At 66.5% G+C, this 20,662-nt stretch carries 16 protein-coding genes; 11 read left to right on the top strand and 5 right to left on the bottom strand.

Translation table 11 applies throughout. The features are described from left to right. The first annotated feature begins 288 nt into the window (after window positions 1-288). The 9 genes from K3A85_RS08085 to K3A85_RS08045 all read left to right on the top strand — a co-directional run bounded on the left by K3A85_RS08085 (window position 289) and on the right by K3A85_RS08045 (window position 9,653). Complete coding sequence (locus K3A85_RS08085) at window positions 289-843, top strand: F0F1 ATP synthase subunit delta (RefSeq protein ID WP_225205942.1); 555 nt, start codon at window positions 289-291, stop codon at window positions 841-843. A gap of 32 nt (window positions 844-875) precedes the next feature. Continuing rightward, window positions 876-2,405 (top strand): F0F1 ATP synthase subunit alpha, encoded by a 1,530-nt coding sequence (atpA, locus tag K3A85_RS08080; RefSeq protein WP_225205941.1) that lies wholly within the window; start codon window positions 876-878, stop codon window positions 2,403-2,405. A gap of 110 nt (window positions 2,406-2,515) precedes the next feature. Beyond that, on the top strand, window positions 2,516-3,388 hold the full coding sequence (locus K3A85_RS08075) for a F0F1 ATP synthase subunit gamma (protein ID WP_225205940.1): 873 nt from the start codon (window positions 2,516-2,518) through the stop codon (window positions 3,386-3,388). A gap of 76 nt (window positions 3,389-3,464) precedes the next feature. Continuing rightward, on the top strand, window positions 3,465-4,043 hold the full coding sequence (locus K3A85_RS08070; protein WP_225205939.1) for an LbetaH domain-containing protein: 579 nt from the start codon (window positions 3,465-3,467) through the stop codon (window positions 4,041-4,043). Window positions 4,044-4,253: 210 nt separating this feature from the next. Beyond that, the gene (gene atpD / locus K3A85_RS08065) at window positions 4,254-5,705 is read left to right on the top strand and encodes a F0F1 ATP synthase subunit beta (RefSeq protein WP_225205938.1); all 1,452 of its coding nucleotides are present in this window, start codon (window positions 4,254-4,256) and stop codon (window positions 5,703-5,705) included. Window positions 5,706-5,848: 143 nt separating this feature from the next. After that, window positions 5,849-6,106, top strand: coding sequence for an ATP synthase F1 subunit epsilon (locus K3A85_RS08060; protein ID WP_225205937.1), 258 nt, complete (start codon window positions 5,849-5,851; stop codon window positions 6,104-6,106). A 684-nt stretch (window positions 6,107-6,790) separates the two neighbouring features. Continuing rightward, window positions 6,791-7,966: an nSTAND1 domain-containing NTPase gene (locus K3A85_RS08055; protein ID WP_225205936.1), complete on the top strand. Its 1,176-nt coding sequence runs from the start codon at window positions 6,791-6,793 to the stop codon at window positions 7,964-7,966. Between the two features lie 137 nt (window positions 7,967-8,103). Continuing rightward, window positions 8,104-8,586, top strand: coding sequence for a GNAT family N-acetyltransferase (locus K3A85_RS08050; RefSeq protein ID WP_225205935.1), 483 nt, complete (start codon window positions 8,104-8,106; stop codon window positions 8,584-8,586). A gap of 395 nt (window positions 8,587-8,981) precedes the next feature. Then, the gene (locus tag K3A85_RS08045) at window positions 8,982-9,653 is read left to right on the top strand and encodes a response regulator transcription factor (protein WP_225205934.1); all 672 of its coding nucleotides are present in this window, start codon (window positions 8,982-8,984) and stop codon (window positions 9,651-9,653) included. A 25-nt stretch (window positions 9,654-9,678) separates the two neighbouring features. On the opposite strand, the gene K3A85_RS08040 is transcribed toward K3A85_RS08045, so the two are convergent. Beyond that, entirely contained in the window at window positions 9,679-12,222 is a 2,544-nt protein-coding gene (locus K3A85_RS08040) for a TonB-dependent receptor (RefSeq protein ID WP_225205933.1), read from the bottom strand. Between the two features lie 127 nt (window positions 12,223-12,349). Then, entirely contained in the window at window positions 12,350-13,939 is a 1,590-nt protein-coding gene (locus K3A85_RS08035; RefSeq protein WP_225205932.1) for a tetratricopeptide repeat-containing sulfotransferase family protein, read from the bottom strand. A gap of 78 nt (window positions 13,940-14,017) precedes the next feature. Here K3A85_RS08035 and K3A85_RS08030 point away from each other — a divergent pair, with 78 nt between their 5' ends. Next, window positions 14,018-15,310, top strand: coding sequence for an amino acid permease (locus tag K3A85_RS08030; protein ID WP_225205931.1), 1,293 nt, complete (start codon window positions 14,018-14,020; stop codon window positions 15,308-15,310). Window positions 15,311-15,445: 135 nt separating this feature from the next. Here the strand turns inward: K3A85_RS08030 and K3A85_RS08025 are convergent, their stop codons facing one another. Together K3A85_RS08025 and K3A85_RS08020 are read right to left on the bottom strand one after the other, a co-directional pair. Beyond that, the gene (locus tag K3A85_RS08025; RefSeq protein WP_225205930.1) at window positions 15,446-17,050 is read right to left on the bottom strand and encodes a phytoene desaturase family protein; all 1,605 of its coding nucleotides are present in this window, start codon (window positions 17,048-17,050) and stop codon (window positions 15,446-15,448) included. A gap of 32 nt (window positions 17,051-17,082) precedes the next feature. Then, window positions 17,083-18,264 (bottom strand): aromatic ring-hydroxylating oxygenase subunit alpha, encoded by a 1,182-nt coding sequence (locus K3A85_RS08020; RefSeq protein ID WP_225205929.1) that lies wholly within the window; start codon window positions 18,262-18,264, stop codon window positions 17,083-17,085. A 74-nt stretch (window positions 18,265-18,338) separates the two neighbouring features. Here K3A85_RS08020 and betI point away from each other — a divergent pair, with 74 nt between their 5' ends. After that, the gene (betI, locus tag K3A85_RS08015; protein WP_225205928.1) at window positions 18,339-18,941 is read left to right on the top strand and encodes a transcriptional regulator BetI; all 603 of its coding nucleotides are present in this window, start codon (window positions 18,339-18,341) and stop codon (window positions 18,939-18,941) included. On the opposite strand, the gene K3A85_RS08010 is transcribed toward betI, so the two are convergent. Next, the gene (locus K3A85_RS08010) at window positions 18,922-20,403 is read right to left on the bottom strand and encodes a M20/M25/M40 family metallo-hydrolase (RefSeq protein WP_225205927.1); all 1,482 of its coding nucleotides are present in this window, start codon (window positions 20,401-20,403) and stop codon (window positions 18,922-18,924) included. The two genes, betI and K3A85_RS08010, sit on opposite strands and share 20 nt — an antisense overlap. Window positions 20,404-20,662 lie beyond the last annotated feature (259 nt).

The raw sequence follows: 20,662 nt of genomic DNA, 5'->3' as shown, positions 1-20,662 counted from the left end.
CCCACCCCCGTCTGCCCTGAGCCTGTCGAAGGGCTGCCCTTTTCTTCACGTGGCGCCCCAGGCTCGCAAACCCGCACTGCCCGACGGCAAGCCCGCAAGCCGCAAGGACGAACCCCGGCGCACAGCCCGCGCGCATACGTCTGCGCGCGCTTCGCCGCCGCCTGGCATCTGCTCTCTTGTCATCCGGGGTCGACGTTGCTAGGCGCGCCCCGTCTGCGGGCCGTTGCGTGAGTTTTCGCGCGACATGCGTGCCTGCCCGACTCATCGGTACGAAGGGGACACAGGCGCGTGGAGATTTCCGGCGGCATTACGGCCAGCTTGGCAGGGCGCTACGCTTCGGCGCTCTATGAACTGGCGAACGAACAGGGCTTCGTCGCCGCGGTCGAGGCGGACCTGGAAAAGCTCGCCGCCGCGGTGCGCGAATCGGACGATCTCGCCGCGCTGATCCGCAACCCGCAGGTCGGCCGCGAAGCCGCCGCCCGCGCGGTCGATGCGGTCGCGAACCTGCTGGCGATTTCGCCGCTGACGAAGAACTTCCTCGGCGTGCTCGCCGGCAACCGCCGCCTTTCGGCGCTGCCCGACGTCGTGCGCGCCTTCGTGACCATCGCTGCCGCCATGCGCGGCGAAGTCACCGCCGAAGTGACCACCGCGCACCCGCTCGACGATTCGCAGCTCGCCGCGCTCACCGAAAAGCTCGCCGCGCGTGAAGGCAAGGCCGTGAAGGTCAAGGCTTCGGTCGATCCCGAGATCCTCGGCGGCCTGGTCGTGCGCATCGGCAGCCAGATGATCGACAGCTCGATCCGCACCCGTCTCAATTCTCTCGCCCAGGCGATGAAGGCCTAACGGCCCGCATAAAGTTTCAGGAAGGACTGAACATGGAAATCCGCGCCGCTGAAATCTCAAAGGTCATCAAGGACCAGATCGCCAGCTTCGGCGCCGAGGCGCAGGTCTCGGAAGTCGGGTCGGTGCTGTCGGTCGGTGACGGCATCGCCCGCATCCACGGCCTCGACAAGGTCCAGGCCGGCGAGATGGTCGAATTCGCCAACGGCGTGAAGGGCATGGCCCTCAACCTCGAAGCCGACAACGTCGGCGTCGTGATCTTCGGCTCGGACGCCGAAATCCGCGAAGGCGATACCGTCAAGCGCACGGGCACCATCGTCGACGTGCCCGTCGGCAAGGGCCTGCTCGGCCGCGTCGTCGACGCGCTCGGCAACCCGATCGACGGCAAGGGCCCGATCGAGAACGCCACCCGCCAGCGCGTCGAAGTCAAGGCGCCGGGCATCATCCCGCGCAAGTCGGTGCACGAACCCGTGCAGACCGGCCTCAAGGCGATCGACGCGCTCGTTCCCGTCGGCCGCGGCCAGCGCGAGCTGATCATCGGCGACCGCCAGACCGGCAAGACGGCCGTCGCGATCGACACCTTCATCAACCAGAAGGACGTCAACAAGGGCGACGACGAGAGCAAGAAGCTCTACTGCATCTACGTCGCCGTCGGCCAGAAGCGCTCGACCGTGGCGCAGATCGTCCGCCAGCTCGAGGAAAACGGCGCGATGGAATACTCCATCGTCATCGCCGCTACCGCTTCGGAGCCCGCGCCGCTGCAGTACCTCGCGCCCTACACTGGTGCGACCATGGGCGAATTCTTCCGCGACAACGGCATGCACGCCGTGATCGTGTACGACGACCTTTCCAAGCAGGCCGTCGCCTATCGCCAGATGTCGCTGCTGCTCCGCCGCCCGCCGGGCCGCGAAGCCTACCCCGGCGACGTATTCTATCTCCACAGCCGCCTGCTCGAGCGCGCCGCGAAGATGAACGACGAAAACGGTGCCGGCTCGCTCACCGCGCTGCCGATCATCGAAACCCAGGCGGGCGACGTTTCGGCCTACATTCCGACCAACGTGATCTCGATCACCGACGGCCAGATCTTCCTTGAAACCGGCCTGTTCTACCAGGGCATCCGTCCGGCCATCAACGTCGGCCTCTCGGTGTCGCGCGTCGGTTCGTCGGCCCAGACCAAGGCGATGAAGAAGGTCGCCGGCTCGATCAAGCTCGAGCTCGCGCAGTACCGCGAAATGGCGGCCTTCGCGCAGTTCGGCTCGGACCTCGACGCCTCGACGCAGAAGCTGCTCAACCGCGGCGCGCGCCTGACCGAGCTGCTCAAGCAGCCGCAGTTCTCGCCGCTCGCCTTCGAAGAGCAGACCATCGTGATCTTCGCCGGCACCAACGGCTACCTCGACGCCATCCCCGTGTCGCAGGTCACCGAATACGAAGCCGAGCTGCTGCACCACCTGCGCAACGACAAGCCCGAGCTGCTCGCGGAAATCCGCAACGCCAAGGACCTGACCGACGCCGCCAAGGCCAAGGTCATCGAAACGCTCGACGCCTTCGGCAAGCAGTTCGCCTGACGCCCTTTTCCCGTCACCCCGGCCTCCGCGCCGGGGTCCCGCTCTTGCGGGGCAAAACCAGGCGGGACCCCGGATCAAGTCCGGGGTGACGATTTAGAGGAACCGATAGAGTGGCTTCACTCAAGGAACTCAAGGGCCGGATCAACTCGGTCAAGTCGACCCAGAAGATCACCAAGGCCAAGCAGATGGTCGCCGCGGCGAAGCTGCGCAAGGCGCAGGCCGCGGCCGAAGCCGCGCGTCCCTACGCCAGCCGCCTCGCCGAAGTGATGGGCAGCCTCGCCGCCAAGGTGGCAGGCCAGAACAACGGCCCGCTGCTGATGCGCGGGACGGGCTCGGACAAGCGCCACCTCCTTGTCGTGGTCAACACCGACAAGGGGCTGTGCGGCGGGCTCAACTCGAACATCGTCAAGGAAGCCAAGCTCCGCGCCCGCGCCCTCGCAGCCGAGGGCAAGGACGTGACCTTCTACCTCGTCGGCAAGAAGGGCCGCGCGCCGATCAAGCGTGACTACCCGACCGCGATCGCGAAGAACTTCGACACCAGCCTCGTGCGCACGCCCGGCTTCGACGAAGCCAGCGCGATCGCCCACGAACTGATCGCCATGTTCGAAGCCGGCGCATTCGATGTCGCCCACCTCGTCGCGCCGAAGTTCCGCACCGCGCTGTCGCAGGACCCGGTCACCACCCAGCTGATCCCGGTTCCCGCGCCCGTCGCGAAGACCGAAGGCGGCGCCGTGGTGGAATACGAGCCGAGCGAGGAGGAAATCCTCGAGGAGCTGCTGCCGCGCTACGTCACCACGCAGCTGTTCGGCGCGCTGCTCGAGCGCGAGGCATCCGAACAGGGCGCCTCGATGACCGCGATGGACAACGCCACGCGCAACGCGGGCGAGCTCATCAACAAGCTCACCATCCAGTACAACCGCAGCCGCCAGGCGGCGATCACGACCGAACTGATCGAGATCATCGCCGGCGCCGAAGCGCTCTGATCGAACAATAAGGCCGGGGCTCGCTCCGGCCTTTTTGTTTCAGGGTCGCCCGCGCCCCCCAGCCCCGGCACAGCCCATGACCGAACCGCTTTCCGCAGAGGCAACCGGCAACCGCGACGGCGGCCCCTCCTTCTCGCTTCGCAACCGGCTGTTCCGCGTCATCTGGGGCCTTGCCTGGCTGCTGCTCTGCCGCTGGACCCCGCCGCCGCTCCACGCCTGGCGCGCGCTCGTGCTGCGCGCGTTCGGGGCGCGGCTGGGGCCCAGGTGCCGCATCTATGGCTCGGTCGCGATCTGGCACCCCGGCAACCTCGTCTGCGGGCGCAACGTCACCGTCGGCCCCGGCGCGCGGCTCTACAACCAGGGGCGCATCGTGATCGGCGACGATGCAACGATCTCGCAGCGCGCCCACGTCTGCGCCAGCACCCACCGCGTCAACGACTTCCACTTTCAGCTCGTGCTGCGCCCGGTCACGATCGAGAAGCTGTGCTGGGTCGCCGCCGAAGCCTTCGTCGGCCCCGGCGTCACCATGGGCGAAGGTTCGGTCCTCGCCGCGCGGGCCGCGCTGTTTGAATCGACGCAGGCCTACGGCGTGTACCGCGGCAATCCCGCCACCCTGCTCAAGACCCGCGTGCTCTCGAACGTGCCGCAGGAATGACGCAATTGCGCCGCTCTGCCCCGCGCGTGGCGCAAGATCGTGCATACCAATGCACGGCTTATCCGCGACTGCGTGCGCGGCCCGCCAATCGAGAGTGGACGCAAGCGCCAGGTTGTGCTTAGGGGCAGCCCGACTCATTCGCCGTTTTGGACCGTTGCATCGGCCACGCCACCCGTGTGGACCGAGCGAAGAAAGATAAGGAACTGACGCATGGCAACCGCCCCCGTCATCAGCACCACTGGCAAGATCAGCCAGGTCATCGGTGCTGTCGTCGACGTGACCTTCGATGGCGAGCTTCCGCCGATCCTGACCGCGCTTGAAACCGACAACAACGGCAACCGCCTCGTTCTCGAAGTCGCGCAGCACCTCGGCGAGAACACCGTCCGCACCATCGCGATGGACTCGACCGACGGCCTCACCCGCGGCCAGGCGGTTTCGAGCACCGGCTCGCAGATCTCGGTGCCGGTCGGCCCCAAGACGCTCGGCCGCATCATGAACGTCGTCGGCGATCCGATCGACGAGCGCGGGCCCGTCGGCGCCGACCAGTTCGCCCCGATCCATGCCAAGGCGCCGGAATTCATCGACCAGTCGACCGAAGCGGCGATTCTCGTCACCGGCATCAAGGTCATCGACCTCCTCGCCCCTTACGCCAAGGGCGGCAAGATCGGCCTGTTCGGCGGCGCGGGCGTGGGCAAGACCGTGCTCATCCAGGAGCTGATCAACAACATCGCCAAGGGCCACGGCGGCGTGTCGGTGTTCGCGGGCGTCGGCGAACGCACCCGTGAAGGCAACGACCTCTACCACGAATTCCTCGACGCCGGCGTCATCGCCAAGGACGCCGACGGCAACCCCACGCCCGACGGCTCGAAGGTCGCGCTCGTGTTCGGCCAGATGAACGAGCCCCCGGGCGCCCGCGCCCGCGTCGCGCTCTCGGGCCTCACCATGGCCGAGTACTTCCGCGACCAGGAAGGCCAGGACGTGCTGTTCTTCGTCGACAACATCTTCCGCTTCACCCAGGCCGGGTCGGAAGTGTCGGCGCTGCTCGGCCGCATTCCCTCGGCGGTGGGCTACCAGCCGACCCTCGCCACCGACATGGGCGCGCTGCAGGAGCGCATCACCTCGACCACCAAGGGCTCGATCACCTCGGTCCAGGCGATCTACGTCCCCGCGGACGACCTCACCGACCCGGCGCCGGCCACCTCGTTCGCGCACCTCGACGCGACGACCACGCTCAACCGCGCGATCTCGGAACTCGGCATCTACCCCGCGGTCGACCCGCTCGACTCGACCAGCCGCGTGCTGTCGCCCGCCGTCGTCGGCGAGGAGCACTACCAGACCGCCCGCCGCGTCCAGGAGACGCTGCAGAAGTACAAGTCGCTGCAGGACATCATCGCGATCCTCGGCATGGACGAGCTTTCGGAAGAAGATAAGCTCACCGTCGCCCGCGCCCGCAAGATCCAGCGCTTCCTCAGCCAGCCGTTCCACGTCGCCGAAGTGTTCACCGGCATCCCGGGCAAGTTCGTCCAGGTCGAAGACACCGTGCGCTCGTTCAAGGCGGTGGTCGACGGCGAATACGACCACCTCCCCGAAGCCGCGTTCTACATGGTCGGCGGCATCGACGAAGCCGTCGAAAAGGCCAAGAAGCTGGCCGCCGAGGCCTAAGGCTCACTGGCCCTCTCCCCTTCAGGGGAGAGGGTTGGGAGAGGGGCGAGGCGCCAGAACCCCCTCTCAACTCCGACTAGCCGCTCAAGCGGCAAGTCTGCGTATCTCTCCCCTGAAGGGGAGAGAGCTTGCGAGGACCACAGATGTCGCTGCACTTCGAACTCGTCACCCCGGCCCGCCAGGTCCGTTCGGAAGAAGTCTACATGGTCGTCGTGCCCGGCACCGACGGTGAATTCGGCGTGCTCGAAGGCCACGCGCCGTTCATGTCGACGATTCTGGACGGCACCATCCGCATCTACCGCGCGGCCGGCGCAAGCCCCGAAGAAATCAAGGTCCAGGGCGGTTTCGCCGAAGTGGGCGACAAGGGCCTGACCGTCCTTGCCGAACACGTCGAAGGCTGATCCTAGCCCCCGAGACCTGACGAAGAGGCCGGCCCATTGGGTCGGCCTTTTTCGTTTCGCCCCCCTCCCCAAGCAGCGCCACTCTCTCCCCTCCCCGGCGGGGAGGGGCCGGGGGTAGGGGTCCGGCGCCCGCTCCAAAAGACAGGTTCGCGCAGAGCCCGCAAAGCCCGCAGAGACACCGCGCCACCCCGCGTCGCCGCCCCACCTCCTCCGCCCGTCCTGAGCTTGTCGAAGGCCCGCCCTTCTCCTTCATGCCACCGCTCGACAACCTCATGCCCCCTTCCCCCAAACTCTAAAAGACCCTCGTCGCCCCGTGCTCGACACAGGGCTCGGCTTCTTTGCATTCCCGCGCGAAGACCTCGCCATCGCGCCACCAGAAGGCGGCTGCGAAACGCGGTTTCCTTCACGCAAAGCCGCAAGAGAAGCGGACTGCGAGCAAGCGGCGATGTAGAAGGATGTAAAGCAGTCGGGACCGGACAAGTTATTGGGCCGTCGCTCCTTTCGCCTTGCCTTCTATTGCGTCCAGCGAACACATTGCCTTGACGGGGTCGATTACCGCCAATAACCCCATGATAAATCCCAATTGGAGGTGGTATGGTGGTACGGCGCCCCAGTTCTCTCACTGATGAAGATTGGCATGCAAAGCGGTGGGAGGTCGCTGAACTGTTCACGCCCTCAGCGCCAGTGACGACCGCCGACCTGTTCGCAGGTCGGCACGCCCAAATAACCAAACTGCTCGACGTGATAAGCGAACGAGGACGCCATGCAATCATCTATGGAGAACCTGGAGTTGGTAAAACCTCACTCTCGCAAATCATCAAACTTATTGTTCCGACAAAAGCATCACGGATAAGATATATAAGAAAAACAGTATTTTCATCTGATACTTTTTCGTCAATTTGGATGGATATATTCAGAGATATTAAGTTCGTCGCTGACATCGGTGAAGGCAACAAGGAATTTTCGGTATCGGACCTCTATCCAAGAGAAGGGGTCAAGCCAGCAGACGTTGTTCGCGAACTATCCATTTTCAGCGAGAACGACATTCCGATTATAGTGATTGACGAGTTTAATCTGATCCGCGATCAGAACGCATCACGCCTCATGGCTGAGACAATCAAAGCTCTTTCCGACGAGGGCGCGAAGGCAACGGTTGTCGTGGTAGGTATTAGCGATAGTGTCGCAGACCTCATCGACGGACATCAATCAATCACCCGATGTACAGAAGAAATTCTCATGCCGCGCATGGATAAAGAAGAAATGCGTGACGTGGTCGAAGGTAGAATTAGACGTCTTGGAATGGAAATTGAGGGAAATGCTAAATGGAAGGTGATAAACCTGACGAAGGGCCTCCCGGCATTTGCCCACGGACTTGGAAAAGAGTCCGCAATAGCTGCTATTTCAAAAAAGCGTCTGCGCGTTTTAGAAGAGGACGTAGATAAAGCTATAGACGCCATTCTAAACAGCAACCAAAATAGCCTCAAGCAAGATTATGAAAACGCCACGCACAGCAATCAAGCGCGCGCGCGATATCGCCAGATACTTATGGCTTGTGCTTTAGCGCAATCAGACGAAGTTGGATATTTTACACCGAAGCAGGTGGTTGATCCTCTTAGTTCCATATTAGGCAAAGATACACCCGTTGATTACTTTAATGATAATTTGAAGGAATTTACAGAAGAGAAAAGGGGGCGGGTACTTTATAGACAGGGATCCTCTCGGATCTATCGGTATAGGTTCCGAAATCCGGCAATGCAACCATACGTGATAATGAAAGGCATCAGGGATGGATTTTTAGGCGACGATGCAGTCAAGGCTCTAGCTAGTCCTGAGCAACCTGATCTTTTTTCAACGATGTAGCTGGCCTTTTCTTCGGATTGCGGTGGCAGATTACGGTGCCAGTTTTCCAGATTCCTAAGTCACTCCAGCAGCCGCCCCAAGGCACCCCCTTCTCCGCCCCTCCGCGCCTCTGCGCAAAACATGAACCCTTCCCCGCCATGCCCCTCCCCCAACCTACCATCCGCCCCGCCACCGCCGCCGATGTCCCCGCGCTGCTCGATCTCGTGCGCGCTGCCGGCACGCTCGACCGGCACACGCCCTACACCTACTGGGCGCTCGTCAATGCCGGGCTAGTGCTCGTCGCCGAGCGCGAGGGCGCGCTGGTCGGGCTGCTCACCGCCATGCGCGCAGTCGAGGGCGAGGCGATGCTGCTCTGGCAGGTCGGCCTGCGCGAGGCCGAGCGCGGCACGGGGCTGTCGCAGCGGCTGCTTGACGCCTTCCTTAGGGAAGCGCACGGGCTCGGGGTCGGCGCGATCACGCTGACCATCGCCGAGGACAACCGCGCCTCGCTGGGCATGATGCGGCGCTTTGCCGAACGGCATGGCTTCGCGCTCGAACCGGTGGGCGACACCGCGCCGGCAGCGTCGGTGATGGCGCTCGAAACGCTCTATGCGATGAAGCTGACGCGCGCGTCAGTTTAGATATTGCATATGCAAGGCGGACGCGGCGCTGTCCTACAGCCGCGAGATGCGCTAGACGCCTTCCCCTCGCTCCTTGAAATCGCCGGCAATCAGCGCCTTGCGCCAGGGCTCGCGAACAAAGCGCCGGGGGGGCTCGGAGTTTGCGCCCAGGACTGTGTAAACCCCGTCAACCCCCTGCCCTCCGGCAAGGCGAAAAGAGCCCGCTTGCGCACGGCCGCTTCCCGTTCGATCCGCTGGGGCGCAACGGCACGGTGAACGCCGAGGGGTTGGACCTCGCCCGCCGGAATTGCCACCGCCTCCGTGCGGTTGCGGATGGCCCCGCGGACAGGGGGTGTCGTCATGCAGAAGTCACAAAATCGCGACAGACAGGCCACGCTTCCAAGTCGCGGGACCCCATGCGCCAGATCGACATCCTGCTCACCGAAACGCTGCCCGGCGGGCACGATCCGTTCGTTCACGGCGACTTGCGCGTGCAGTTCCACCGCTGGACCTGGGCGAGCCCGCTGCCGCTGCTCGACGGCCAGCCCTGGGCCTTCGTCGACTGGGTGCTGCCCGAGATGTCCGGGCTCGAGCTGTGCCGCCGCCTGCGCTGCGATCCCGCGACCGAGCAGGCGCACGTCACGATGATCCTCGAGGAGGACGAGGCCGAGGCCAAGCGCCGCGCGCTGCGCGCCGGTGCCGACGACTACATCGTGGGGCCGGTCGATCGCGGCGCAGTGCTCGACCGCGTGCTTTCGGTCCAGATCCCCGAGCGCGAGACGCCCGGCCGCACGCTCCAGCTCGGCAACCTCAGCCTCGACCTCGCCGCGCTCCAGGCGCGCTGGAAGGACACCCCGATCGCGCTGATGCCCAACGAGCTGCGCCTGCTGCGCTACCTGATGGAGCAACCGGGCAAGGTGTTCAGCCGCGGCCAGCTGATCGCCGCGCTCGGCAAGAACGACCAGCCGATCGACGAGCGCACCGTCGACGCCTGGGTCAGCCGCCTGCGCCGCGCGCTGCGCGAAGTGGGCGCGGGATATCCTTTGCGGACGGTGCGCTCGCTCGGCTACGTGCTCGACAAGCCGTAACCGAGCGCCCCTCTTTCCGCTGTGCCTAGAACTTCGCGCCGGCGCGCAGGCCGATCGTGCGCGGGGTGATCGGCACGTAGTACGGCCGCTGCGTGCAGGCGCCGCACTGGACGAAGCGCGAGAGCTGGCCGCGTTCGTCGAGCACGTTCTGCATGAACAGCTCGAGCGAATAGTTCGGCCAATCGGCGCCGAGCGCGAGGTTCATCGTCGCGAAGTCGGGCAGGTCGCCCTGGGCCTTGGCGAAGTTCACCCGGATGTCCGAGGTCGCCTTGGACTGGTAGGCGAGGTTGAATTGGCCGTAGACCTTGGCGCTGTCGACCGGCACGGTGTAGCGCACGGTCGTCGTCGCCTTGAACTGCGGCGTGATCGGCAGGCGGGTGCCCTTGGGCGCCTGGATCGCGCTGGTCGCGCAGGTGAACGTCGGGTCGAAGCTGGCGCACAGGTTTTGGCGCGTCTTGGCGTCGGTGTAGGCCGCCGCCAGGTTGACGCTCAGCCGCTCGATGTTGAAGCCCGCATCGACATCGAAGCCGCGGATCCGCGCGTCGGGACCGTTGGTGATGACGGTGAAGCTGTTCTCGCCGAGGAAGGCGAACTGGAAGCTCTGCCAGTCCTGCTGGTAGATCGCGGCGTTGAGCCTCAGCACCCCGCCGAGCGTGGTCTTGAGCCCGAGTTCGTAGTTGATCAGGTAGTCGGGCTGGTAGGCGCCCTTGTCGCCGCGGCGGTTCTGCCCGCCCGGGCGGAAGCCCTTGGACACCGTGGCGTACATCATCAGCGTGTCGCTGGGCTTGTAGGTCGCGTTGAAGCGCCAGGTCACGCCGTCGCCCTTGGCCACGACCGGGCGGACCTTGCCGTTGCTGAACTCGCCCAGGTTGGTGCACGGGCTGCCCGCCACCACCGGCGGCAGCAGCACGCGCGAGCTGGCGTAGGTATCGCTGTCGCGGTCGTAGAGCCGCTCGCCCGACTGGGTGAAGCACTGCGCGACGCCGGTGCGGTTCGAGCCGACGCCGTTCGGCGGCGAGCCCTCGAAGTCGCCGGCGGGGCCGGGGTTGCGACCGAAGCCGAAGAAGCCGACCAGCGAGTTGTCGTACTTGAACAGGCGCGCGCCGCCGGTCAGCGAGAACTTGCGGCTGATGTCCCAGGTCAGTTCGCCGAACGCGGCATAGTCCTTGTCGACGCGCTCCTGCTGGGTCAGCCAGAGCGTGCCGGGCACGCCGTTGACCGACAGCGCGGGCGCCAGGCCGGCGACCTGGTAGTCCTGGTGGATCGCGTTCGACTGGCGCTGGAAGAAGGCGCCGGCGACCAGCCGCAGCGGCTTGTCCGAAGGCGAGGCGATGCGCAATTCCTGGCTGATCTTCTTGAAGTGGTCGCTGCCGATCACCTTCTGGCGCGGGTCGATGGTGTTGCCCGCCGCGTCCTGGAAGTAGAGGTAGCTGGCGATGCCGCCCGACGAGGCGTAGATCTGGTCGTAGGCCTCGGCATAGTCGGTATAGTCGCTCGACGAGAAGGTCTTGCGGTCCATGTACGAGCCCGCATAGGTCACGTCCCAGTTGCCGATCCGGCCCTCGATCGTCAGCGCCGCGCTCCAGAAGCGGTCGTCGCGGTATTCGGGGAAGAAGTGCTGCACGGCCAGGTCGCCGACGCTGGCGTCGGTGCCGTAGGAGCCGTGGCTCTTGGTGTCCTGGTACATGACCGTGGGCGTGACGGTCCAGTTGTCGTCGAGATCGACCTTGAGCGCGGCGCGGCCGCCGTAGATCTCGGTGTCGTTGTAGTCCTTCTTGACGAAGGCCGAGTTGTCGACGGTGATGCCGCCGTTCTTGGCGGGCGGGCAGCCGAACGGGTCGGGCTCGGGCAGGAAGGCGCGGCAGCCGGGCACGTTGTCGATGAAGCCGGCGTCGCGCTGGTAGTAGCCGATCACGCGCAGCGCTGCGGTAGGCGAGAACGGCACGTTGATCATGCCTTCGAGCTTGCCGCCCTGGCCGCCCTTGTTGACGGTGTTCACCTCGCCATCGACGCGGCCGTAGAAGCCGCTGGTGTCGGGCTTGTTGGTGATGATGCGCAGCGTGCCGGCTTCCGACGAGGCGCCATAGAGCGTGCCCTGCGGGCCCGACAGGCTCTCGATGCGGGCGACGTCGTAGATGTGGACATCGAGGTTGCCGCCGACCGTGGTGACCGGCTGTTCGTCGAGATAGACGCCGACCGAGGGCAGCGAGCCCGAGTGGTTGCCGTCGCCGCCCGAGGCGACGCCGCGCATGTAGATCACGTTGGTGCCGGGGGTGCCGGCCGACTGCGCCACGACCGAGGGCAGTTGCTGGGTGTAGCTGTTGAAGTTGCTGACGTTGAGCTGTTCCAGCTTGGCTTCGCCCAGCGCCTGGATCGAGATCGGCACCTTCTGCAGGTTCTCGCTGCGCTTCTGCGCGGTGACGATGATCACGTCGGGGCCTTCGGCGCTTGCCGCACCGTCCGCCTGTGCGGCCTGCGGCGCCTCCTGCGCGAAGGCGGGGACGGCGAGCAGCGCGCCCGATGCGAGAAGCAGACCTTGCGCGATGCGCGCCTTGCGGGACATCCTCATGCGTACTTGCCCACCCTGTTGTGACTTTGTCCAAGAACGAGCCTGCGCCCGGACACATCCGATGGCAAGACGGCAACGCTTTGCAATTATTGTTCGTCCACAGGCGTGGCGAAATTACAACGAGGTTTCATGGCGCGTGCGGATAGGCCGCGAGCACCGGCCCCAGCGCCGCCTTGAGCGGGTCCAGCCACGGCTCGAACGGCTTCCAGCTGTCGGCGCCGTCGCGGTTGATCGGGCGGCGGACCTGTTCGGAACTGGCGGTGCGGACCGCGCGCTCGGTCTTGTGGAAGGCAAGGCACGCCTCCTCGAATGGCAGGCCGCAGACATCGAGCAGCCGGCGCACCTCGCCCTCGAAATCGTCGAGCAGCGCTTCGTGGATCACGCGGTGGACCGCGCCCGGGGCTACCGCATCGACATGCGCCATCAGCCGCACATAGTCGCGGTAGTAGCGCCCCATGTCGTCGAGGCTGTAGGTGAAGCCCTGCCCCTTGGCGAAGTGCTGCTTGAAGTTCGAAAAGCCGCAGGCGAGCGGATGGCGCCGCGCGTCGATGATCGTGGCGTTGGGCAGGATCAGGCGGATGAAGGGCACGTGCAGCCAGTTGTTCGGCATCTTGTCGACGAACCGCGGCCGCGCGGTGTGCCGCTGGATGCGCGTGCGCTCGACATAGCGCGCGCCGAGACGGCGCAACTCCGCGCCCGAAAGCCGCGCAAGGCCGGCCGGATAGTCCTCGACGCTGCGCGCGAGCAGCGCGATGTCGCCCAGTTCGCTGGTGCCTTCGACCTGGCTGTGGCTGGCGAGGATCTGCTCGATCAGCGTCGACCCGGCGCGCGGCATGCCGAGCACGAAGATCGGGTCGGGCGCTTCGCAGCCCCCGCCCTGCCCGCCCGCCAGCAGCGCGGGCGTGGCCGCGGCGATCGCGGCGTCGACCTGCGCGGTCGTGTCCGCCGCCTTGTAGGGCATGCGCCGCTTGCGCAAGGCATTGCCCGCGGCATAGTGCGCAAAGGCGCGCGCGGCCTCGCCCCGGTCCTCGAACGCCTTGCCGAGCGCGAAGTCGAGGTGCCAGCGGTCCTCGGGCGAAATGCCCGCGTCGCCGAGCGCCGCCTCCATCGCGGCGATGTCCTCGTCCGAGAACCGCACCGTCTTGAGGTTGGCGAGGCTCCACCACACTTCGCCCAGCGTCGGCGTCAGCGCCAGCGCGCGGCGATAGGCGGCAATGCCCTCGGCCTGGCGCCCCACGGTCTTGAGCATGTGGCCGTAGCTCATCCACACCTTGGGCTGCTCGGGCATTTCGGCGAGCACGTGCGCATAGAGCGCCAGCGCCTCGTCGAATTCGCCGATGCGGCCATAGGCGGCGGCCTGGAGGTTGGCGATGCCGATGTTGTCGGGGTCCTCGGCCGAGACGCGCGCCAGTTCCTCGAGCGCCTCGCCCGCGCGGTTGGTGCGATAGAGCACGAGCGCGAGGTTGGCGCGCGCAGGCGTGAACTGCGGCGCCAGCTCGATCGCGCGGCGCAGCAGGTTCTCGGCATCCTGGTAGCGCCCGATGCGGCCGGCAAGCTCGGCGAAGAGGCGGATGGCGCGCACGTCGAACGGATTGTCCTTGAGCAGGCTGCGCAGCAGCGGCTCGGCCACGGGCAGGTCGTTCGCATTCATCGCGTGCGCGGCGCGCACGAGGCGCGGGTCGTAGGAACGGGGGTCGAAGTCGGGAAGGCTCGCCATCAAGGCGCAACAAACACGGTGACGCGGCGCGATCAAGCGTTAGTCTGCACGTTTCGAGACGGCGGGGAGACTATTCGCTTGAGCACCACAGCCACCAGACCGGCCCGCCAGCTCGGCTTCCTGATGACGCTGGCGCTGGTCGTCGGCAACCTGATCGGTTCGGGCATCTACCTGCTGCCGGCGACGCTGGCGCCGCTGGGGGCGAACCAGCTGCTCGGCTGGCTGGTGACGATCGGCGGCGCGCTGTGCCTTGCCATCGTGTTCGCCCGGCTGGGCGGCAAGCTGCCCTTGGCGGGCGGCCCTTATGCCTATGCCAATGCCGCGTTCGGCCCGCTTGCCGGGTTCGCCACGGCGTGGTCGTACTGGACGATGATCTGGGCGGGCAACGGCGCGATCGCGGTGGCGGTGGTCAGCAACATCAGCCTGATCGCGCCGGTCATCGGCCGGACGCCGGGTCTGCCCGCGCTGCTCGCGGTCGCCTGCGTCTGGCTGCTGACCGCGGTGAACATCCGCGGCGTGCGCACCGCGGGCGAAGTGTCGCTGGTGACGAGCGCCCTCAAACTGATCCCGCTGGTGGTGCTGATCGCACTGGCGCTGTGGCTGGCCCTGACCGGCGCGCCGCACGTGGCGCAGCCGCCGGTGCCGATCGCAGCAGGCGCGATCGCGAGCGCCGCGGGGCTGACCTTCTGGGGCTTCCTCGGCCTCGAATCCGCAACCGTCCCGGCCGACAAGGTGGAGAACGCAAGCGCGGTGGTGCCGCGCGCGACCTTGATCGGCACGGTGCTGACCGGCGTGGTCTATGTCGGCATCAGCCTCGCCTTCTTCGCCTATATGCCGACCGGACAGGCGGCGGCCTCGCCCGCGCCCGTGGCCGACTTCCTTGGCCAGCATTTCGGCGGCGGGGTGGCGAGCGTGGTTGCCGTGTTCGCCGCGATCAGCGCGTTCGGAACGCTAAACGGCTTCATCCTGCTGCAGGGCGAAGTGCCCTGGGCGATGGCCAAGGGCGGCGTATTCCCGGCGTGGTTCGCCAAGGAGACGACGCGCGGCACGCCGGGGCGCGCGCACGTCGTATCCTCGGTTCTGCTAACCTGCGTGGCGCTGATGAACTATTCCAAGGGGCTGGGCGACCTGTTCCAGTTCATCGCCTCGGTCAGCCTGGCCGCCGGCATGCTGAGCTACCTGATGGTGATGCTCGCTGCCTTGAAGCTGCTACCGGGCGAGCGGCTCCTCGCCGTGGTCGCGCTGATCGCGGCGGCGTTCATCGTCTGGGCCTCGTGGGGCCTGGGCGCGCACGCGCTGGGTTATGGCGCGCTGTTCGTGGTGGCCGGGGTGCCGGTCTACTGGCTGGTGCGGCGGGGAGCGGCAGCATGACCCCCCCACCACCCGCTGCGCGGGCGGTCCCCCTCCCCGTTTGCACTGCGTGAAAACGGGGAGGATCTTGTTCCTCCCCATTTTTGCAGAAGGCACAAATGGGGAGGTGGCAGCCCGCAGGGCTGACGGAGGGGCTCACCGCCCGCGGTGCAGCACCTTCCACAGCACCGAGCGGTCGCGGATGATCTCGTGCGCGGCGTTGTGGCCGGGCGCGCCGGTCACGCCGCCGCCCGGGTGGGTGCCGCTGCCGCACATGTAGAGGCCCTTGATCGGCGCGCGATAGTCGCCGTTCCCCAGGAACGGCCGCGCGGCCCAGAGCTGGTCGAGGCCCATGTTGCCGTGGAAGATGTCGCCGCCGATCAGGCCGAACTTGCGCTCGAGATCGAGCGGCGAATGGATCTGGCGCGCGATCACGCTGGCCTTGAAGTTGGGCGCATGGTCGTTGACCGTGTCGATGATCAGGTCGGCAACCTTCTCGCGGTGCTGGTCCCAATCGACGTTGGGATCGAACTGCTGGCAGAACAGGCTGGCGACGTGGCTCCCCGGAGGGGCGAGGCTGTCGTCGACGGTGCTCGGGATCTTGATCTCGACGATTGGCTTCTTCGACCAGCCGTGCTGCTGCGCGTCGATGAAGGCCTGGTCCATGTAGTCCATGCCGGGCGCGATGATGATGCCGGCGGTGTGGTGCTCGGCCTTTTCCTTGCCCGGCAGCACGGTGAAGTCGGGAAGCTCCGACAGCGCGACGTTCATGCGGAACGTGCCCGAGCCGGTCTTGTAGTTCTTCACCCGGCGGTTGAAGTCCTCGTCGAGGTCGCTGGAATCGACCAGCTGGCGATAGAGCAGCGCGGGGCCGACATTGGCGGCGATCACGGGCGCATAAAGCTCCTCGCCGCTTTCGAGCTTCACGCCCTGCGCCTTGCCATTGTTGACGAGAACCTTGGCGACCGGCGCTTCGAGGCTGATCTCGACGCCGTATTCCTCGCAAGCCTTGGCCATCGCCTGGGTGATCGCGCCCATGCCGCCGACCGAGTGGCCCCAGGCGCCGAGCTTGCCGTTCACTTCGCCGAACACGTGGTGCAGCAGGACATAGGCACTGCCGGGGGTGGAGACGCCGGCATAGTTGCCGACCACCGCGTCGAAGGCGAAGGCCGACTTGACGTGATCGTCCTCGAACCAGCCGTCGAGGAAATCGCGCGCCGACTTGGTGAAGATGTCGAGCAGGTCGCGCTGCGTCGCAAGGTCGAGCCTGGCGAGCGGCCAGCCCTGCATCACCGCGTTCTTCAGCGCGGCGAGCCCGCCGCCGAGGTTGGGCGGGGTCTGCAGCGCGATGTCGCGCAGCACGTTGGCGACCTTTTCGAGCGCGGTGTCGTACCTGGGATAGGCCTCGGCGTCCTTCTTGGAAAAGCGCGCGAACTCGGCCTCGGTCCGGCCCGGCGCGCCGCCGAGCTTGAGGTAGGTGTCAGGGAACGGGAAGAAGTTGCTGATCGTCCGCTCGAGCACGCGGTAGCCGCGTTCGTGCAGCTTCATGTCGGCGATGACCTTGGGCCGCAGCAGGCTGACCGTGTAGCTGGCGGTCGAGTTGCGGAAGCCGGGGTGGAATTCCTCGGTCACCGCGGCGCCGCCAACCACGTGGCGGCGTTCGAGCACGCGCACCTTCATGCCGGCACGGGCGAGGTAGAACGCGCAAGTGAGGCCGTTGTGGCCGCCGCCGATCACGATGGCGTCGTAGCGATTGGTCATCTGGTGCTCCCGGAAACTCTATATCGTGTGCTTCAGCGCTTGCTCCACCCCGCCGGCGGCGCCTTGTGCAGGCGCGCTTCGGGGAAGATCGCGCGGATCTTGCGGGCGAAGCTGCGCAGGCAGACCTCGCTGCGGCCGATGGGGCCGGCGCCGTAGCTGCCGCTCGCCATGCCCTGCTGCACCCGCTCGATCAGCCAGGTGTCCTCCTGGTTGACCACGCGGTTGATCCGCCAGTTGGCATAGCGGGCGAGCTTCATCTCGCGCCGGTCATCCGGCAGCGCATAGGCCATTTCGCGCAGCACGCAGCTGGTCGGCCCGGTCGGGATCCACTGCATGAAGTCGATCTGGTCGGCGTAGATGTCGAAGGCGATGTTCGGCCACAGCTTGTAGTAGAGCCAGCGGCGCTGCGCCGTTTGCGACAAGTGCGGCACTTCCGGCAGGTGCGCCTGGTAGAACCGCTCCCAGAAGTTGGCCGAGGGCTTTTCCACCAGATCGCCCTTCATCCGGTCGGCCCAGCCGTGCGCCGAAATCTCGTAGGACCGGGCGAAGATGCGGGTGAGGCCGTCGTGCGCGACGGGAATGTGCAGGTTGTCCGAATAGTTGTCGCCCACGTTCTTCCAGTTCACCGCGCGCGGGCGCAGGCGGACATCGGAAATGCGCTGCATCTCCTCGAAGCGGTAAGGCGCGACTTCGTCTTCGAACGGCGCCATCATTTCGGCGACCGAGGGGAAGCCCTTGTCGACGAGGCGGACGAAGACGAAGCCGCGCCAGATCTCGACCGCCACGGCATGAAGCCCGTTCTCCTCCATCTTGAGCGCGGGGTAGTCGGACTTCATCGGCACGCCGGTCAGGCGCCCGTCGGTTTCGAAAGCCCAGGCGTGATAGGGACAGATCAGCTTCTTCGCGCAACCCGAAGGGCCCTCGACCAGTCGCATCGCGCGATGGCGGCAGACATTGGTAAAGGCGCGGACCTGTCCGTCCTCGCCACGGATGACGAGGACGCTTTCGCCGAGGTAGTCGAGAGTGCGGTAGTCGCCGGGGGCAGCGATGTCGTTTGCGTGACATACAATCTGCCAGGAAGGCCGGATAACCTCCTCGATCTCCTTCGCATAGTATTCGGGATCGGTGTAGAGCCAGCCCGGCAGGCTCCAGTCACCATCCGGGTCGACGTCGACCGACGCGATCTCTGCAAAGGCGGAAGATAGATCACCCATCGCTTGGTCCTTGCCGCCGGCTCCTGAACCGACTTATTGGACGATTGTATAACAAACCGAGGCCCGACACCAGCATGAAAGCACCCGCCTATCGCCGCTCGGTTCCCGATGCCCGCCGCCGCAGCCTGATCGAGGCGTGCATGCGCGTGCTCGCCCGCGAGGGCGCGACGCGCACCAGCGTGCGCGCGATCGCGGCCGAGGCGGGGGTCTCGGCCGGCCTCGTCAACCACTACTTCGAAGGTGTCGATGCGCTCGTCGCGGAAACCTACGCCGAAACCGACCGGCTGGTGACCGACCGGCTCGCCGAGGCGGTGGCCGCGGCAGGCCCCGACCCGCGCGACCGGCTGGCCGCCTTCGTCACCGGCAGCTTCGCCGCGCCGATCGCCAACCCCGACCTGCTCGCCACCTGGATCGCGTTCTGGTCGCTGGTCTCCGCCCGGCCCGAGATCGCCGCCCAGCACGAGGCGCACTACTGCGCCTTCCGCGCCCGGCTCGAGGAACTGCTCGCGGCCTGCGGCGTGCCCGCCGACCGCCTGCGCAGCGCCGCCATCGGCGTCACCGCGCTGGTCGACGGGCTATGGCTCGAACTGTGCCTTTCGCCCGGTCAGTTCGACCCGGCCGAAGCCGATGCGATCGCCCGCCGCTTCCTCGACGCGATCATTGCGTCAGGCGGGTGAACAGCGCGTTGTAGTAGACGAGGCCGGGGCGCACGTTCGACAGGCGCACGCGTTCGTTGAGCCCGTGCGAGAATTCCTCGCTGTCCTTGGTCATCAGCGGGCTGGCGCCATAGGCGGCGACGCCGACGCTGCGATACCACATCGAATCCGAAGCGCCCGAAGCCTGCATCGGGATCACCGGCACGCCCGGCCAGGCGGCGTGGATCGCCGCTTCGGCCGCGCCGACGAAGTCCGCCCGCATCGGCGAGGCGGGCGAGGCGGTCGAGCCTTCGCTGACGTCGGTGAAGGTGACCGAAGGCTCGGCCGCCACCCGGGCGAGTTCGGCCATGACCTCGGCCGGCTTGTTGCCGGGGAAGATGCGGCAGTTGATGTTGGCGGTGGCGCGCTGCGGCAGGGCGTTGAGCGCATGGCCGCCCGAGACCATCGTCGGCACGCAGGTCGTGCCGACCTTGCCCACCGTCGAGGGATTGGCGCGCAGCACCGCCAGCGCCTTTTCGTCGTTCGGGTCGGCGGCGAAGGCGCGCATCGCGGCGGCCGTCGCCGCATCGGATTCGAACGCGGCGGCGCGCTCGAACCACGCCTTGGTCAGCGGGTTCTGCTCCGCCGCGAAGTGATGCGCGCCGATCCGCTCGAGCGCGCGCGAAAGCTGGACGATGGCATTGTCGGGCCTCGGCGCGCTGCTGTGGCCGCCGGGGTTGGTAACCTCGAGCTTGAAGTCGGCATAGGTCTTCTCGGCGCCGTCCCAGGCCCAGTAGACCGGCTTGCCCGTGGCCTCGTCGAGCTTGCCGCCGCCGCCATCGACGTTGATCACCAGTTCGGCGCCCTTGAGCCGCTCGGCGATCGCGCGCGAGGTCGCCATCGTCGTCTCCTCGTCGCCCGAGAAGGCGATGACGATCGTGCGCTTGGGCTTGTAGCCCGACTGGCGCAGGTCGATCAGGCTCGACACCGCTTGCGCCGCGTTGAACTTCATGTCGGTCGCGCCGCGGCCGTAGAGGATGCCGTCCTCGACCACCGGCACGAAGGGATCGCGCTGCCAGTCGGCGCGCTTGGCTTCGACCACGTCCATGTGGCCCGAGACGACCAGCGGCTTGAGCTTGGCGTTGCTGCCCTTCCATGTCGCGATCAGGTAGGCGGTGTCCTTGAGCGGCACGATCTCGACGTCCGCGGCCGACCAGCCGCCGGCGACGAGCGCATCGCGGATCGCGGCCGCGACCCTGGGCGTCTCGTTGCCCTCGCCCACCACCGAGCGCATCGCCATGATCTGCTGCGAGAGCGCCAGCACTTGCGCCTCGGCGCGGGGCGTCGGCGCGGGAGCAGCGCCCGCGGCACACGCGACCGGCGCGCCCGCGACCGACAACGCCGCCGACAGCGACAGCGCGAGCGCGAGCGCGGCGCGACCGGACCGGCCGGGGGCAGGGAAACGGATGCGGGTGGAAACGGGGGTGGTGAACGAACGAGGCATGGCGGTGGCGACTCCTTTGCCCGGGACCTTGCGTCCGCCCCGCCGCCTTCGCAATCCCCCCGCGTCACCCTTTCCACCCCGCCGACGGTTGCGCCGGAAACCGGATGACGAAGCCGCCGGAGTGGATCCAATGCGGAAAAAACCTGTCCTAAAGGGCAGGCCATGCTGCACTGCACCTTGCGCGTGTTGCAATTTCCCAACGCGTAAACCCTGCCCACATACGAATGCACGGCCTGAAAACGCCCGGTTTTCCGCGATC

This window comes from Novosphingobium huizhouense (assembly GCF_020179475.1).
GTDB lineage: Bacteria > Pseudomonadota > Alphaproteobacteria > Sphingomonadales > Sphingomonadaceae > Novosphingobium > Novosphingobium huizhouense.
This window is presented reverse-complemented; position numbering and strand designations above follow the sequence as displayed.

Excerpts from the sequence above, each read along its gene's own strand:
- atpA (WP_225205941.1), top strand. The coding sequence starts at position 876 with ATGGAAATCCGCGCCGCTGAAATCTCAAAGGTCATCAAGGACCAGATC.
- K3A85_RS08070 (WP_225205939.1), top strand. The coding sequence starts at position 3,465 with ATGACCGAACCGCTTTCCGCAGAGGCAACCGGCAACCGCGACGGCGGC.
- atpD (WP_225205938.1), top strand. The coding sequence starts at position 4,254 with ATGGCAACCGCCCCCGTCATCAGCACCACTGGCAAGATCAGCCAGGTC.
- K3A85_RS08060 (WP_225205937.1), top strand. The coding sequence starts at position 5,849 with ATGTCGCTGCACTTCGAACTCGTCACCCCGGCCCGCCAGGTCCGTTCG.
- K3A85_RS08050 (WP_225205935.1), top strand. The coding sequence starts at position 8,104 with ATGCCCCTCCCCCAACCTACCATCCGCCCCGCCACCGCCGCCGATGTC.
- K3A85_RS08045 (WP_225205934.1), top strand. The coding sequence starts at position 8,982 with ATGCGCCAGATCGACATCCTGCTCACCGAAACGCTGCCCGGCGGGCAC.
- K3A85_RS08040 (WP_225205933.1), bottom strand. The coding sequence starts at position 12,222 with ATGAGGATGTCCCGCAAGGCGCGCATCGCGCAAGGTCTGCTTCTCGCA.
- K3A85_RS08035 (WP_225205932.1), bottom strand. The coding sequence starts at position 13,939 with ATGGCGAGCCTTCCCGACTTCGACCCCCGTTCCTACGACCCGCGCCTC.
- K3A85_RS08025 (WP_225205930.1), bottom strand. The coding sequence starts at position 17,050 with ATGACCAATCGCTACGACGCCATCGTGATCGGCGGCGGCCACAACGGC.
- K3A85_RS08020 (WP_225205929.1), bottom strand. The coding sequence starts at position 18,264 with ATGGGTGATCTATCTTCCGCCTTTGCAGAGATCGCGTCGGTCGACGTC.
- betI (WP_225205928.1), top strand. The coding sequence starts at position 18,339 with ATGAAAGCACCCGCCTATCGCCGCTCGGTTCCCGATGCCCGCCGCCGC.
- K3A85_RS08010 (WP_225205927.1), bottom strand. The coding sequence starts at position 20,403 with ATGCCTCGTTCGTTCACCACCCCCGTTTCCACCCGCATCCGTTTCCCT.